The sequence below is a fragment of the Streptomyces sp. NPDC043746 genome (assembly GCF_056436485.1).
In genome coordinates this window covers 237,306-252,283 of sequence record NZ_JBWKCM010000003.1, presented here as the reverse complement: position 1 = coordinate 252,283, position 14,978 = coordinate 237,306, and the positions used below count along the sequence as shown (strand labels likewise).

Genomic DNA, 14,978 nt, shown 5'->3' with positions numbered 1-14,978 from the left:
GGTCCCTACCTGTGCATGTATGAGAAACGAGGTCGGATGATGCGTACGCGTCCGCTGAAGGTGGCGCTGCTGGGCTGTGGAGTGGTCGGCTCAGAGGTGGCGCGCATCATGACGACGCACGCCGACGACCTCGCGGCGCGCATCGGCGCACCCGTCGAGCTGGTCGGTGTCGCCGTCCGCCGCCCCTCCAAGGTGCGTGAGGGCATCGACCCCGCACTGATCACCACCGACGCCACCGCGCTCGTGCAGCGCGGCGACATCGACGTGGTGGTCGAGGTCATCGGGGGCATCGAACCGGCCCGTACGCTCATCACCACCGCCTTCGAGAACGGCGCGAGCGTCGTCTCCGCCAACAAGGCGCTCCTCGCCGAGGACGGCGCCGCCCTGCACGCCGCCGCCGAGAAGTACGGCCGCGACCTGTACTACGAGGCCGCTGTCGCGGGCGCCATCCCGCTGGTACGGCCGCTGCGCGAGTCCCTCGCCGGGGACAAGGTCAACCGGGTGCTCGGCATCGTCAACGGCACCACCAACTTCATCCTCGACAAGATGGACACCAGCGGCGCCGGTTACTCGGAGGCGCTCGACGAGGCCACCGCCCTCGGGTACGCCGAGGCCGACCCGACCGCCGACGTCGAGGGCTTCGACGCCGCCGCGAAGGCCGCCATCCTCGCCGGGATCGCCTTCCACACCCGTGTGAAGATCGGTGACGTCCACCGCGAGGGCATCACCGAGGTCACCGCCGCCGACATCGCCTCCGCCCGCCGCATGGGGTGCACGGTCAAGCTCCTCGCCATCTGCGAGCGCGCCGCCGACGGCCGGTCCGTCACCGCCCGTGTCCACCCCGCGATGATCCCGCTCAGCCACCCGCTGGCCTCCGTCCGCGAGGCGTACAACGCGGTGTTCGTCGAGGCCGAGGCCGCCGGGCAGCTGATGTTCTACGGCCCCGGCGCCGGCGGCTCCCCGACCGCCTCCGCGGTCCTCGGGGACCTCGTCGCGGTCTGCCGCAACAAGCTGGGCGAGGCCACCGGACCCGGTGAGTCCGCCTACACGCGCCTGCCGGTCAGCCCCATGGGCGAGGTCGTCACGCGCTACCACATCAGCCTCGACGTGGCCGACAAGCCGGGTGTGCTCGCCCAGGTCGCGACGGTCTTCGCCGAGCAGGGCGTATCGATCGACACGGTCCGCCAGCAGGGAAAGGACGGCGAGGCATCGCTCGTCGTCGTCACCCACCGCGCGCCCGACGCCGCCCTCTCCGGGACCGTCGAAGCGCTGCGCAAGCTCGACACCGTGCGCGGTGTCGCCAGCATCATGCGTGTTGAAGGGGAGTAAAGGACCCATGACCAGCAAGGGCACCCACCAGTGGCGCGGCATCATCGAGGAGTACCGGGACCGGCTCCCGGTCACGGCGACGACGCCGGTCGTCACGCTTCGTGAGGGCGGTACGCCGCTCGTTCCGGCGCAGGTCCTCTCCGAGCGCACGGGCTGCGAGGTGCACCTCAAGGTCGAGGGCGCCAACCCCACCGGTTCGTTCAAGGACCGCGGCATGACCATGGCCATCACCCGGGCCAAGGAGGAGGGCGCCAAGGCCGTCATCTGCGCCTCCACCGGCAACACCTCGGCCTCCGCCGCCGCGTACGCGGTCCGCGCGGGCATGCTCTGCGCCGTCCTCGTACCGCAGGGCAAGATCGCGCTGGGCAAGATGGGCCAGGCGCTCGTGCACGGCGCCAAGATCCTCCAGGTCGACGGCAACTTCGACGACTGCCTGACCCTGGCCCGCTCGCTCTCGGACAACTACCCGGTGGCACTGGTCAATTCGGTCAACCCGGTCCGTATCGAGGGGCAGAAGACCGCCGCGTTCGAGATCGTCGACGCGCTCGGCGACGCCCCCGACATCCACGTCCTGCCGGTCGGCAACGCGGGCAACATCACGGCGTACTGGAAGGGGTACACCGAGTACGCCCGTGACGGCGTCTCCACCCGCACCCCGCGCATGTGGGGCTTCCAGGCCTCCGGCTCCGCGCCCATCGTGCGCGGCGAGGTCGTCAAGGACCCGGCCACCATCGCCACCGCGATCCGCATCGGCAACCCGGCCTCCTGGGACTTCGCCCTGGCCGCCCGGGACGAATCGGGCGGTTTCATCGACGAGGTGACGGACCGGCAGATCCTCTCCGCCTACCGGCTGTTGGCCTCCCAGGAGGGCGTCTTCGTGGAGCCCGCATCAGCCGCGTCCGTCGCCGGTCTGCTCAAGGCCGCCGAGGAGGGCAAGGTCGACCCCGGCCAGCGCATCGTCTGCACGGTCACCGGCAACGGCCTCAAGGACCCGGACTGGGCCGTCGCGGGCGCCCCGCAGCCGGTCACGGTCCCGGTCGACGCGGCCGCGGCGGCGCAGAAGCTCGGCCTCGTCTGACGCGGTGCGCCGGTCGGCGCACCGGGGAGCGGGGGACGGGCCGCGGAGGGGCGTCGAGCCGTCGGCCTGTCCCGGCCCGGCCTCTCCGCCGACCGGGCCCGCCCCATGCCGGCCGACCCGGCCCGCGCGGCCGGTGACCCCGGTTCGTGCGGCGGCACGGCCCGGCGTACGCGGTCGCGTGGACCCGGTCCTCACCGTCCTGCCGGGCACGGAACGGCCGACCCGCCCGCGCCCCTGCCCCCGGTGCCCCCGTCAACCCGCCCCGTACCAGCCGTCAACCGCGACAACCCAGCTCAACCACCCTCTTTTCGGGGCGGAGAGCGCAGAGGAGGCGGGCGACACGCACCGTGCGCCTCCTGTGCGCCCTATGTCGCGACAGAACCTTCCTTCGATAAGCTGTACTCCATCCGCCCGACATCCGCCCGTAGGGTCTGCCGCGGCGCGAGCGCCGTCGTGACGGCGTGTACGGGCCGGGCCACCGGCCCATCCCCGTCCCCCTTCCACCGCCCCAGCCCCCACACGCACAGCCCCCACGCCGCAGAGCCACCGCACCGCAATCCCCGCCGCCTTACAAGGAGTCGTCCAACCGATGGCCGGTCCCGCGTTCCGAGCCGCCGCCGTCAGGGTGCGCGTCCCCGCAACCAGCGCCAATCTGGGCCCGGGTTTCGACGCCCTCGGCCTCTCGCTGGGGTTGTACGACGACGTCGTCGTCCGGGTCGCCGACTCCGGGCTGCACATCGACATCGCAGGTGAGGGCAGCCAGACGCTGCCCCGCGACGAGAGCCACCTGCTCGTACGTTCCCTGCGCACGGCCTTCGACCTGCTCGGCGGCCAGCCCCGCGGCCTGGAGATCGTCTGTGCCAACCGCATCCCGCACGGCCGCGGCCTCGGCTCCTCCTCCGCCGCCATCTGCGCCGGAATCGTCGCCGCCCGCGCCGTGACGACCGGCGGCGACGCCCGTCTCGACGAGGCCGCCCTGCTGGAGCTGGCCACCGAGATCGAGGGCCACCCCGACAACGTCGCGGCCTGTCTGCTCGGCGGGTTCACTCTCGCGTGGATGGACGGCGGGTCGGCCCGGGCGATCCGGATGGACCCTGCGGAATCCGTCGTTCCGGTGGTCTTCGTGCCCGGTCGGCCCGTGCTCACCGAGACGGCGCGCGGACTGCTCCCGCGCACCGTCCCGCACGTCGACGCCGCCCTCAACGCGGGCCGGGCCGCCCTGCTCGTCGAGGCGCTGACCAGGCGCCCCGAGCTGCTGCTCGCCGCCACCGAGGACCGGCTCCACCAGGAGTACCGGGGGCCCGCGATGCCCGAAAGCGTCGAGCTGGTGCACCGCCTGCGCGCCGACGGCGTGCCCGCGGTCATCTCCGGGGCGGGCCCCACGGTGCTCGCGCTGGCGGAGGAGGGTTCCGCCGACAAGGTCGCCCGGCTGGCGGGGGAGGGCTGGGCCGCGAACCGGCTGGCACTCGACGCCTCGGGAGCCACCGTGCTGCCGCTGGCCGCGTAACCGGATGTGATTACCGGTGGCCGAGAGGGGGAATGTTTGTTGGAGCCGGTAGTGTTAATCTCAAGACTGCAACCGACGTCTTCGAGGCGCGTTGCTTCGTGTCCCCCTCCGGGACCACCATTCTTCCGGGAGCCTCCCCAACTGCCTGAGCAGCCTGCCTGAGCAGTTTCGAGCACGCTCCGGAACCGGCACGACACCCCTCGCTCGCCCGTGAGCGGGCCGAGCAGGGGGAATCTCGCGCCGGACCCCGCACGTTCATCTCTCCGCCGTACCCGGCGGACCACCGCCCCGGCAAGGTCCGCGATCCAGCAAGATCGACAGACCGCAGTCGGACAGCACAACCGGTCGCCGAGCCAGAAGGCCGACGTCCGCTCCAGGGAAGGACCCTTCGTGAGCGACACCACCGATCTGATGGGCGTGACTGCCGACAAGAACGTCGACAGCGCCGCGCCCGCCGAAGGTGCTGCCACTGGCACCACCGCACGGCGCCGCCGCTCCGGCACCGGCCTCGAGGGCATGGTCCTGGCCGAGCTGCAGCAGGTCGCGTCCGGCCTCGGCATCAGGGGTACCGCGCGGATGCGCAAGAGCCAGCTGATCGAGGTCATCAAGGAGGCGCAGGCCGGCGGCGGAGCCGCCGCCCCCAAGGCCTCCTCCAAGGCCGCCGAGGCCCCCGCCGCCGAGGCGGAGAGCAAGCCCAAGCGGCGTGCCACCTCCAAGGCCCGCACCGGGGACGAGGCCGCCGCCGAGAAGCCCGCGGCCCAGCAGCAGATCGACATCCCCGGCCAGCCGGCCAGCGACGACCAGCCCACGGGCGAGCGCCGTCGCCGCCGCGCCACCGCGCAGGCGGGCAGCCCCGACACCAAGACCGAGGCGAAGTCCGAGGTCAAGGCGGAGCCGCAGGCCGAGCTGAAGACCGAGGAGCGCGCCGAGCCCAAGGCCGACGCCAAGGCCGAGGCCGCCACCGAAACCGCCGAGGGCCGCCGCGGCGACCGTCAGGGCCGGGAGCGGGGCGAGCGCGGTGACCGCGAGGGCCGCCGCGAGCGCCAGCGCGACCGCCGGGGCAAGGGCGACGACCAGGGTCAGCAGGGCGGCGGCGGACAGCGCCAGCAGCGCCAGGGCCAGGGCGGTCAGGGCCAGCAGAACCGGGACAACGGCCCGCAGGACGACTTCGACGACGAGGCGGGTGGCCGCCGCGGCCGCCGTGGCCGCTACCGCGACCGCCGTGGCCGCCGTGGCCGCGACGACTTCGCCGGCGATGTCCAGGTGGCCGACGACGATGTCCTGATCCCCGTCGCGGGCATCCTGGACATCCTCGACAACTACGCGTTCATCCGGACCTCCGGTTACCTCCCGGGCCCGAACGACGTGTACGTCTCGCTCGCCCAGGTCCGCAAGAACGGCCTGCGCAAGGGCGACCACGTCACCGGTGCGGTGCGCCAGCCCAAGGACGGCGAGCGGCGCGAGAAGTTCAACGCGCTGGTCCGCCTCGACTCGGTCAACGGCATGGCGCCGGAGTCCGGCCGGGGCCGCCCCGAGTTCCAGAAGCTGACCCCGCTCTACCCGCAGGACCGGCTCCGCCTGGAGACCGACTCCAACGTCCTGACCACGCGGATCATCGACCTGGTCGCCCCCATCGGCAAGGGCCAGCGCGGACTCATCGTCGCCCCGCCGAAGACCGGCAAGACGATGATCCTCCAGGCCATCGCCAACGCGATCACGGTCAACAGCCCCGAGTGCCACCTGATGGTCGTCCTGGTCGACGAGCGTCCGGAAGAGGTCACCGACATGCAGCGGTCGGTGAAGGGCGAGGTCATCTCCTCGACCTTCGACCGCCCCGCGGAGGACCACACCACCGTCGCGGAGCTGGCCATCGAGCGCGCCAAGCGCCTGGTCGAGCTGGGCCACGACGTGGTCGTCCTGCTCGACTCGATCACCCGTCTGGGCCGTGCGTACAACCTCGCGGCGCCCGCCTCCGGCCGCATCCTCTCCGGTGGTGTCGACTCGACCGCGCTCTACCCGCCGAAGCGCTTCTTCGGTGCCGCGCGCAACATCGAGGACGGCGGCTCGCTGACGATCCTGGCCACCGCGCTCGTCGAGACCGGCTCGCGCATGGACGAGGTGATCTTCGAGGAGTTCAAGGGCACCGGCAACATGGAGCTGAAGCTCGACCGGAAGCTCTCGGACAAGCGCATCTTCCCGGCGGTGGACGTCGACGCGTCCTCCACCCGCAAGGAGGAGATCCTGCTCGGCACCGACGAACTGGCCGTCGTCTGGAAGCTGCGCCGGGTGCTCCACGCGCTCGACCAGCAGCAGGCGATCGAGCTGCTCCTGGACCGGATGAAGAAGACCCAGTCCAACGCGGAGTTCCTGCTCCAGATCCAGAAGACCACGCCGGGCGCCGGAAACGGCAACGACTGACCCCGGCACGTCAGTTGAGCGCGAGGGCCCCGTCACTCCGGTGACGGGGCCCTCCCGCGTTCCGGGGCCGGGGACGGCCCGTGCACGACCGTGGGGACCCTCCGTACGAAAGGGTCGCGCCCCCGGGTACGCGCACGGAACCGGCACCCCCCCCGTACGCGTACCCGAACCAGCGCCCGCCCCCGTGCGCCCCCCGAGACCTTTGCCACATGCCGGGCGCTCGCGCCGCGCCCCCGCCCGTCCGCATCCCGCGCGGAAAACCGCAGGTGAACGCCGGATCGCGGGCCGTGCGCCGCCGCTCGTGCCCCCTCTCCGCGTACCTGGACCGCCCAGGGCGCTGTGCAACCCTTCTTGCTGCTCCGCCATCTGATCAAGAGATGACAAACCCTCCCGGAGCCGTCGAACCGCCACGGCCGGGGGCGAGGAGCGGCGGACGCCGGACGAGGGAGACGCGTGAGCGAGCAGAGGAAGACCCCGATGCGGATACGCGGCACCGGCACCCGCCGGAAGAAGCCCACCGGGCGCCACCGGGCCAAGGCCGTCGCGGCCTGGACGGTGGCGGGGGTGGTGGTCGTCGGCGGGGCCGGGCTCGGATACGCGTACGTCGCGCTCGACGGCAACCTCTCCAGCGTCGACATCGACGCCAAGCTCGGCGCCGACCGCCCCGACGACGTCGACGACGGCTCGCAGGACATCCTGGTGCTGGGCTCCGACTCGCGCTCCGGCGACAACGGGCAGTACGGCACCGACGAGGGCGGCGCCCGCTCCGACACCGCGATGGTGGTCCACGTCGACAAGGGCCACCGGTCCGCGAGCGTCGTCTCCATACCGCGCGACACCCTGGTCGAGCGCCCGGCCTGCGAGAGCGACACCACGGGCAAGGCGGTCCCGGCCGCCCACCGGGCCATGTTCAATACGGCGTACGAGGTCGGCGGACCGGCCTGCGCGGTGAAGACCGTCGAATCGATGTCCGGTATCCGCATGGACCACTACGTCGAGGTCGACTTCACCGGCTTCAAGAAGCTCATCGACGAGCTGGGCGGCGTCGAGATCACGACGAACACCGCGATCCACGATTCCAAGAGCCATCTCGATCTGGAGCCGGGCACCCGCACCCTGGACGGCGAGGAGTCCCTCGGCCTCGTCCGTACCCGCAAGAGCGTCGGTGACGGCAGCGACCTCGGCCGCATCCAGCTCCAGCAGGCGTTCATCAAGGCGCTCATCCAGCAGGCGAAGAGCGTCGGGATCTTCTCCAGCCCGCAGAAGCTGTTCGGCCTCGCGGACGCCGCCACCAAGGCGCTCACCACCGACTCCGGCCTCGGCTCGGTCGGGAAGCTCGCCGGTTTCGCGAACGGACTCAAGGGGCTCGGCGCGCAGAACGTGCACATGGTGACCCTGCCGGTGGAGTACGACCCGGCCGACCCCAACCGGGTCCTCCCGCAGGAGGAGGCGGGCAAGCAGGTGTGGGCCGCGCTGAAGCAGGACCGGCCGATCCCCGCCTCCGCCACCGAGAAGTCCGCCGGGGACAAGGGCGAGGCCGGACAGCTGGTGCGCTGAGGCGCACCGGATCGAGGGGCGCGGGAATACCTGCGGCCCGCCCCCGGTTTTGGGAGATACGGCCCGTCCTGGCAGACTGGTACGTCGGCCCCGGTTCACGGCCGCGCAATCCGCGCGGACGACCCGGCGCCCTCCCGAAACTAGGAGACACCTTGAAGCGCGACATTCACCCCGAGTACGTCGAGACGCAGGTCAGCTGCACCTGCGGTGCGTCGTTCACCACCCGGAGCACCATCGACGGCGGCACCATCCGTGCCGACGTCTGCTCCGAGTGCCACCCGTTCTACACGGGCAAGCAGAAGATCCTCGACACCGGCGGCCGCGTGGCCCGCTTCGAGGCCCGCTTCGGCAAGGCTGCCGGCTCCGCCAGCAAGTAGCGAGCCACTGCGCCGGTCTCCGGCGCCCTCTTCCCGGGGGGCGTCGGAACCGGCGTTTTTCCGGTCGGGTGCCCGGGGGAGCCCCCGCCGCACACCCCACCGGGCAGTACGCCCTCCAGCAGGCCCGCAGATCCCAGACCAACCAGGAGCCCCCGCATGTTCGAGGCGGTCGAGGAACTGATCGGTGAGCACACCGATCTCGAGAAGACGCTCGCCGACCCGTCGGTCCACGCCGACCAGGCCAACGCGCGCAAGCTGAACAAGCGCTACGCGGAGCTGACCCCGATCGTCTCCACGTACCGGGCCTGGAAGCAGACCGGCGAGGACATCGAGACCGCCCGCGAGTACGCCGCGGACGACCCCGACTTCGCCGCCGAGGTCAAGGAGCTGGAGAAGGAGCGCGAGGAGCTGACCGAGAAGCTCCGGCTCCTCCTGGTCCCGCGCGACCCCAGCGACGACAAGGACGTGCTCCTGGAGATCAAGGCGGGCGCGGGCGGCGACGAGTCCGCCCTCTTCGCCGGGGACCTGCTGCGCATGTATCTGCGGTACGCCGAGCGCGTCGGCTGGAAGACCGAGATCATCGACTCCACCGAGTCCGAGCTGGGCGGCTACAAGGACGTCCAGGTCGCCGTCAAGACCAAGGGCGGCAACGGCGCCACCGAGCCCGGCCAGGGCGTCTGGGCCCGGATGAAGTACGAGGGCGGCGTGCACCGCGTGCAGCGCGTGCCCTCCACCGAGTCCCAGGGCCGCATCCACACCTCCGCCGCGGGCGTGCTCGTCACCCCCGAGGCCGAGGAGGTCGACGTCGAGATCCACGCCAACGATCTCCGTATCGACGTCTACCGCTCCTCCGGCCCCGGCGGCCAGTCCGTCAACACGACCGACTCCGCCGTCCGCATCACGCACCTGCCCACCGGCGTCGTCGCCTCCTGCCAGAACGAGAAGAGCCAGCTCCAGAACAAGGAGCAGGCCATGCGCATCCTGCGCTCACGGCTGCTGGCCGCCGCCCAGGAAGCCGCCGAGCAGGAGGCCTCCGACGTGCGCCGCAGCCAGGTCCGCACGGTCGACCGCTCCGAGAAGATCCGTACGTACAACTTCCCGGAGAACCGCATCTCGGACCACCGCGTCGGCTTCAAGGCGTACAACCTGGACCAGGTGCTCGACGGCGATCTGGACGCGGTGATCCAGGCATGCGTCGACGCCGACTCCGCCGCCAAGCTCGCCAACGCGTGAGCGCCTGAGCGCTCGCGGGCCTTCAGGGCCCGGGAGCGCACCGCCCGCCCCGCACACCCCGTAACCGTACGGAGAACCGCGATGAACCTGCTGCTCGCCGAGGTGGCCCAGGCCACCCAGCGGCTGGCCGACGCCGGTGTCCCCTCACCGCGATTCGACGCCGAGGAACTCGCGGCCTTCGTCCACGGGGTGAAGCGGGGCGAGCTGCACGCCGTCCCCGACAGTGACTTCGACGCCCGGTACTGGGAGGCGATCGCCCGCCGCGAGGCCCGCGAACCGCTCCAGCACATCACCGGCCGCGCCTTCTTCCGCTATCTGGAACTCCAGGTCGGACCCGGCGTCTTCGTGCCCCGCCCGGAGACCGAGTCGGTCGTGGGCTGGGCCATAGACGCCGTGCGCGCGATGGACGTCGTCGAGCCGGTTGTCGTCGACCTGTGCACCGGATCGGGCGCCATCGCGCTCGCCATGGCGCAGGAGGTCCCGCGCTCGCGCGTACACGCCGTGGAGCTGTCCGAGGACGCCCTCAGGTGGACGCGGAAGAACGCCGAGGGGTCCAGGGTCACCGTCCACCAGGGAGACGCCCTGAGCGCCCTCCCGGAGCTCGACGGCCAGGTCGACCTGGTGATCTCCAACCCGCCGTACATCCCGCTCACCGAATGGGAGTACGTCGCCCCCGAGGCCCGCGACCACGACCCGGAGATGGCCCTCTTCTCCGGCGAGGACGGCCTCGACACCATCCGCGGCATCGAGCGCACCGCCCACCGGCTGCTCCGCCCCGGCGGCCTCGTCGTCATCGAGCACGCCGACACCCAGGGCGGCCAGGTGCCGTGGATCTTCACCGAGGAGCGGGGCTGGGCCGACGCGGCCGACCACCCCGACCTGAACAACCGCCCGCGGTTCGCCACCGCCCGCAAGGCCACGCCGTGACCGGCACCCGGCACCGCACCCCGTACCCGTACCCGCTTGAGGAGGCCGGCTGATGGCACGGCGATACGACTGCAACGACGCCACCGACCGGACCAGCGGGCTGCGCGAGGCCGCCTCCGCCATCCGCCGCGGCGAACTGGTCGTGCTGCCCACCGACACGGTGTACGGGATCGGGGCGGACGCCTTCAGCGCCGAGGGCGTCGCGGACCTGCTGGACGCCAAGGGGCGCGGCCGCAACATGCCCACCCCCGTCCTCATCGGCTCCCCGAACACCCTGCACGGCCTGGTCACCGACTTCTCCGAGCAGGCCTGGGAGCTGGTCGACGCCTTCTGGCCCGGCGCGCTCACCCTGGTCGCCCGCCAGCAGCCCTCCCTCCAGTGGGACCTGGGCGACACCCGGGGCACGGTCGCCATCCGGATGCCGCTGCACCCGGTCGCCATCGAGCTGCTGACCGAGGTCGGCCCCATGGCGGTCTCCAGCGCCAACCTCACCGGACACCCGGCGCCGGAGGACTGCGACGCGGCCCAGGGCATGCTCGGTGACTCCGTCTCCGTCTACCTCGACGGCGGCCCGACGCCCGGCATCGTGCCGTCCTCGATCGTCGACGTCACCGGCGCCACCCCGGTCCTCCTGCGGGCCGGAGCGCTCTCCGTCGAGGAGCTGCGCAAGGTGGTCCCCGACCTCGAGGTGGCCAATTGACCGCCCCCGAGGGGCGTGGCATAGCGGGGCGGACCGACACCTTCCGCATCCTCCACGTCAGCACCGGCAACGTCTGCCGCTCGCCCATCACCGAGCGGCTGACCCGCCATGCCCTGATGGACCGCCTCGGCGACCCGCTCAGCGGGGGGCTGATCGTGGAGAGCGCGGGCACCTGGGGCCACGAGGGCGCCCCCATGGAGGCCAACGCCGAGGTCGTCCTCGCGGACTTCGGCGCGGACGCCAGCGGGTTCGTCGGCCGGGAACTGCTCGACGAGCACGTCATCCGCGCCGACCTGGTCCTCACCGCCACCCGCGACCACCGCGCCCAGGTCATCTCCATGGGCCACTCCGCGGGTCTGCGCACCTTCACGCTCAAGGAGTTCACCCGGCTGGTCCGGGCGATAGACCCGGCCACCCTGCCCGACCCGTGCGACGAGGGCGTCGTGGAACGCGCCCGGGCCCTGGTCCGCGCCGCCGCCGCCCTGCGCGGCTGGCTGCTGGCCCCGACCGCCGAGGCGGACGAGGTCTACGACCCCTACGGCGCACCCATCACCTTCTTCCGCTCCATCGGCGACGAGATCAACCAGGCCCTCGACCCGGTGGTCACGGCACTGACGGGCGTACGGGCCCCGAGCAGCTGACGGCCGAGCGCACGCGGGCGGCGCACGCGCTCGGAGCCGAGAGTTCCGCGCTCCGGGCCGACGGTCCGGCGAGTCGTGGCGCCCGCGTACACACCCCGCCGCCCCGCCGCCGTACGCGCTCCGCGCCGGGATCCGTGCGCGGGCCCGCCGCCGTACGCCCTCCCGACCGGCGTACGGGACCGGCCGACAGCGGGCACACCGGCCCGGCCCGGCCTACATTGGAGCTGCCACCGGCACCCCTCGCCGGCGCACCCACCTCCAGGCCCGGAGCCGTCCCATGCCGGTCACCTCTCCCGCCGCCTCCGTACCCGCGCCGACCGCGCCCGAGTCCCTGCCCCAGGACTTCGGCGCCCTGCTCCGCCAGGACCCGGAGATCGCCGGGGTCCTGCTCGCCGAGCGGGACCGGCAGGCCGCCACCCTCCAGTTGATCGCCGCCGAGAACTTCACCTCGCCCGCGGTGCTGGCCGCCCTCGGCTCCCCGCTCGCCAACAAGTACGCCGAGGGGTACCCGGGCGCCCGCCACCACGGCGGCTGCGCGCACGCGGACGCCGCCGAACGCATCGCGGTCCGCCGGGCCACCGCCCTCTTCGGGGCCGAACACGCCAACGTCCAGCCGCACTCGGGCTCCTCGGCGGTGCTCGCCGCCTACGCCGCGCTGCTGCGCCCGGGGGACACGGTGCTCGCGATGGGGCTCCCGCACGGGGGACACCTCACCCACGGGGCGCCGGGCAACTTCTCCGGCCGCTGGTTCGACTTCGTCGGGTACGGGGTGGACCCGGTGACCGGGCTCATCGACCACACCCGGCTGCGCGCCCTGGCCCGCGCCCGCCGCCCCAAGGCCATCGTGTGCGGCTCGATCTCCTACCCCCGCCACCCGGACTACGAGGCGTTCCGGGAGATCGCGGACGAGGTGGGCGCGTATCTGATCGTCGACGCCGCGCATCCGATGGGGCTGATCGCCGGGGGAGCGGCGCCGAACCCGGTGCCGTACGCGGACGTCGTCTGCGCCACCACGCACAAGGTGCTGCGCGGTCCGCGCGGCGGGATGATCCTGTGCGGCGCGGAGCTGGCCGAGCGGGTCGACCGGGCGGTGTTCCCGTTCACCCAGGGCGGGGCGCAGATGCACACGGTGGCGGCGAAGGCGGTCGCGTTCGGGGAGGCCGGGACACCGGCGTACACGCTCTACGCGCACCAGGTCGTCGCCCACGCCCGGGTGCTCGCCGCCGGTCTGGAGGCCGAGGGGTTCGAGGTGACCACGGGCGGCACGGACACCCACATCATCGTCGCGGACCCGGCCCCGCTCGGCGTGGACGGCCGCACCGCCCGCGAGCGGCTGGCCGCCGCCGGGATGGTGCTGGACACCTGTGCGCTGCCGTACGGGGAGGCCCGGGGCATCCGGCTGGGGACCGCCGCCGTCACCACGCAGGGGATGGACGAGGGGGACATGGCGCGGATCGCGGCCCTGTTCGGGGCGGCGGTGCGGGAGCCGGGCGAGGCGGAGACGGTCGCGGCGGAGGTCGGGGAGCTGGCGCTGCGGAATCCGCCGTACCCGGGGTAGACGAGGGCTGTGCAACCATCACCCGTACCGTGGAGTCCTTGTTTCAGAGACTAGGGTGTGGTGCTTGGATGGCCGGCGAAACCTGTGGGGCAGCCCGTGCGTGATTACCTGCTGACGCTCTGTGTCACGGCTGCGGTGACCTATCTGCTGACCGGACCGGTGCGCAAGTTCGCCATCGCGGTCGGTGCGATGCCGGCCATCCGTGCGCGCGACGTCCACCGGGAGCCCACCCCCCGGCTCGGCGGGATCGCGATGTTCGGCGGGCTCTGTGCGGGACTGATCGTCGCCGACCACCTGTTCAACCTCAAGGGTGTCTTCGAACTCTCCAACGAACCACGGGCGTTGCTCTCCGGAGCGGCCCTGATCTGGCTGATCGGCGTCCTCGACGACAAGTTCGAGATCGACGCGCTGATCAAGCTCGGCGGGCAGATGATCGCCGCCGCGGTCATGGTCATCCAGGGGCTCACGATCCTGTGGCTGCCGATCCCCGGCGTCGGCACGGTCGCCCTCACCCAGTGGCAGGGCACGCTCCTCACCGTGGCGCTGGTCGTCATCACGATCAACGCGGTCAACTTCGTCGACGGCCTGGACGGGCTCGCGGCGGGCATGGTGTGCATCGCCTCGGCGGCGTTCTTCCTGTACGCCTACCGGCTCTGGATGGGGTACGGGATCGAGGCGGCGGCCCCCGCGACGCTCTTCGCGGCGATCCTGATGGGCATGTGCCTCGGTTTCCTGCCGCACAACATGCACCCGGCGCGGATCTTCATGGGCGACTCGGGCTCGATGCTGATCGGCCTGGTGCTGGCGGCCGGCGCGATCTCGATCACGGGCCAGGTCGACCCGGACAATCTGAAGATCTTCTTCGAGGGCAGCGAACGCGGGGCGACCCACGCGATGTTCCCGGTCTTCATCCCTCTGGTGCTGCCGCTGACGATCATCGCGATCCCGGCTGCCGACCTGGTCCTGGCCATCGTCCGCCGCACCTGGAACGGCCAGTCCCCGTTCGCCGCCGACCGGGGCCACCTGCACCACCGCCTGCTGGAGATCGGCCACTCGCACAGCCGCGCCGTCCTGATCATGTACTTCTGGTCGGCCCTCATCGCCTTCGGCACCGTCGGCTACTCGGTCCACTCGGCCTCGAGTTGGATCGTCTTCGTCATCATCGCCGCGAGCGCGGTGGGCCTGGTCCTCCTCCTGATGCCCCGCTACAGTCCCCGCACCCCGCACTGGGCCAACCGCTTCGTCCCGCCGCGCTACCGCCACCAGGCGCCCGAGCGGGTCGCCCCGTCCGCGTCCTCGTACGGCGAGAAGCCGGAGCCCGTGACCTCCGGGCCCCAACAGGCCCTGGAGGACGCTCAGATGGGCCAGGAGAGCCCGGAGCGGGCCCCTGTGGCGGTCGGGGTGTCCGGCGTCAACGGGGCGACCGCGATCGGCCCCCGTTCGCGCCTTCCCGAGCGCCGGTCCATCGACTCCTCGCGCTGACGATTTCGGATTCCACCGCCCATTACCAGGCATGACGCCGTCTTGTCGTGCACACACGCGCGGGGTAACCCTCATGTGTGACAGTTGGCACACTTTCCAGGTAAAGACCTCATCAAATAGTTTGTGATACCGTTCACGAGACTCGGCGACGGAGCCGAAGGACCCTAGTGA

Annotated in this window: 12 protein-coding genes; all 12 read left to right on the top strand. The window is 72.0% G+C overall.

The window, feature by feature from the left end; genetic code table 11:
* Window positions 1-39: 39 nt before the first annotated feature.
* The 12 genes from AC0682_RS04950 to AC0682_RS04895 all read left to right on the top strand — a co-directional run bounded on the left by AC0682_RS04950 (window position 40) and on the right by AC0682_RS04895 (window position 14,807).
* Window positions 40-1,329: a homoserine dehydrogenase gene (locus AC0682_RS04950; RefSeq protein WP_029394883.1), complete on the top strand. Its 1,290-nt coding sequence runs from the start codon at window positions 40-42 to the stop codon at window positions 1,327-1,329.
* A 7-nt stretch (window positions 1,330-1,336) separates the two neighbouring features.
* On the top strand, window positions 1,337-2,407 hold the full coding sequence (gene thrC / locus AC0682_RS04945) for a threonine synthase (protein WP_478530951.1): 1,071 nt from the start codon (window positions 1,337-1,339) through the stop codon (window positions 2,405-2,407).
* 589 nt (window positions 2,408-2,996) lie between these two features.
* Window positions 2,997-3,914 (top strand): homoserine kinase, encoded by a 918-nt coding sequence (thrB, locus tag AC0682_RS04940; protein ID WP_478530950.1) that lies wholly within the window; start codon window positions 2,997-2,999, stop codon window positions 3,912-3,914.
* Between the two features lie 390 nt (window positions 3,915-4,304).
* Window positions 4,305-6,332, top strand: a complete 2,028-nt coding sequence (rho, locus tag AC0682_RS04935; protein ID WP_478530949.1) for a transcription termination factor Rho — start codon at window positions 4,305-4,307, stop codon at window positions 6,330-6,332.
* Between the two features lie 477 nt (window positions 6,333-6,809).
* Window positions 6,810-7,889 (top strand): LCP family protein, encoded by a 1,080-nt coding sequence (locus AC0682_RS04930; RefSeq protein WP_478531103.1) that lies wholly within the window; start codon window positions 6,810-6,812, stop codon window positions 7,887-7,889.
* Between the two features lie 152 nt (window positions 7,890-8,041).
* Entirely contained in the window at window positions 8,042-8,266 is a 225-nt protein-coding gene (gene rpmE, locus AC0682_RS04925) for a 50S ribosomal protein L31 (RefSeq protein WP_019764351.1), read from the top strand.
* Between the two features lie 156 nt (window positions 8,267-8,422).
* Entirely contained in the window at window positions 8,423-9,499 is a 1,077-nt protein-coding gene (prfA, locus tag AC0682_RS04920; protein WP_254811672.1) for a peptide chain release factor 1, read from the top strand.
* Window positions 9,500-9,580: 81 nt separating this feature from the next.
* Window positions 9,581-10,426, top strand: coding sequence for a peptide chain release factor N(5)-glutamine methyltransferase (gene prmC, locus AC0682_RS04915; protein WP_254811671.1), 846 nt, complete (start codon window positions 9,581-9,583; stop codon window positions 10,424-10,426).
* 52 nt (window positions 10,427-10,478) lie between these two features.
* Window positions 10,479-11,126 carry an L-threonylcarbamoyladenylate synthase gene (locus AC0682_RS04910; RefSeq protein ID WP_254811670.1) on the top strand — a complete coding sequence of 216 codons (648 nt, stop codon included), beginning with the start codon at window positions 10,479-10,481 and terminating at the stop codon, window positions 11,124-11,126.
* Window positions 11,123-11,767 carry an arsenate reductase/protein-tyrosine-phosphatase family protein gene (locus tag AC0682_RS04905; protein ID WP_478530948.1) on the top strand — a complete coding sequence of 215 codons (645 nt, stop codon included), beginning with the start codon at window positions 11,123-11,125 and terminating at the stop codon, window positions 11,765-11,767. The genes AC0682_RS04910 and AC0682_RS04905 overlap by 4 nt, the downstream gene beginning before the upstream one ends.
* 277 nt (window positions 11,768-12,044) lie before the next feature.
* Complete coding sequence (locus AC0682_RS04900) at window positions 12,045-13,325, top strand: serine hydroxymethyltransferase (protein ID WP_478530947.1); 1,281 nt, start codon at window positions 12,045-12,047, stop codon at window positions 13,323-13,325.
* Window positions 13,326-13,409: 84 nt separating this feature from the next.
* The gene (locus tag AC0682_RS04895; RefSeq protein WP_478530946.1) at window positions 13,410-14,807 is read left to right on the top strand and encodes an MraY family glycosyltransferase; all 1,398 of its coding nucleotides are present in this window, start codon (window positions 13,410-13,412) and stop codon (window positions 14,805-14,807) included.
* Window positions 14,808-14,978: the final 171 nt, after the last annotated feature.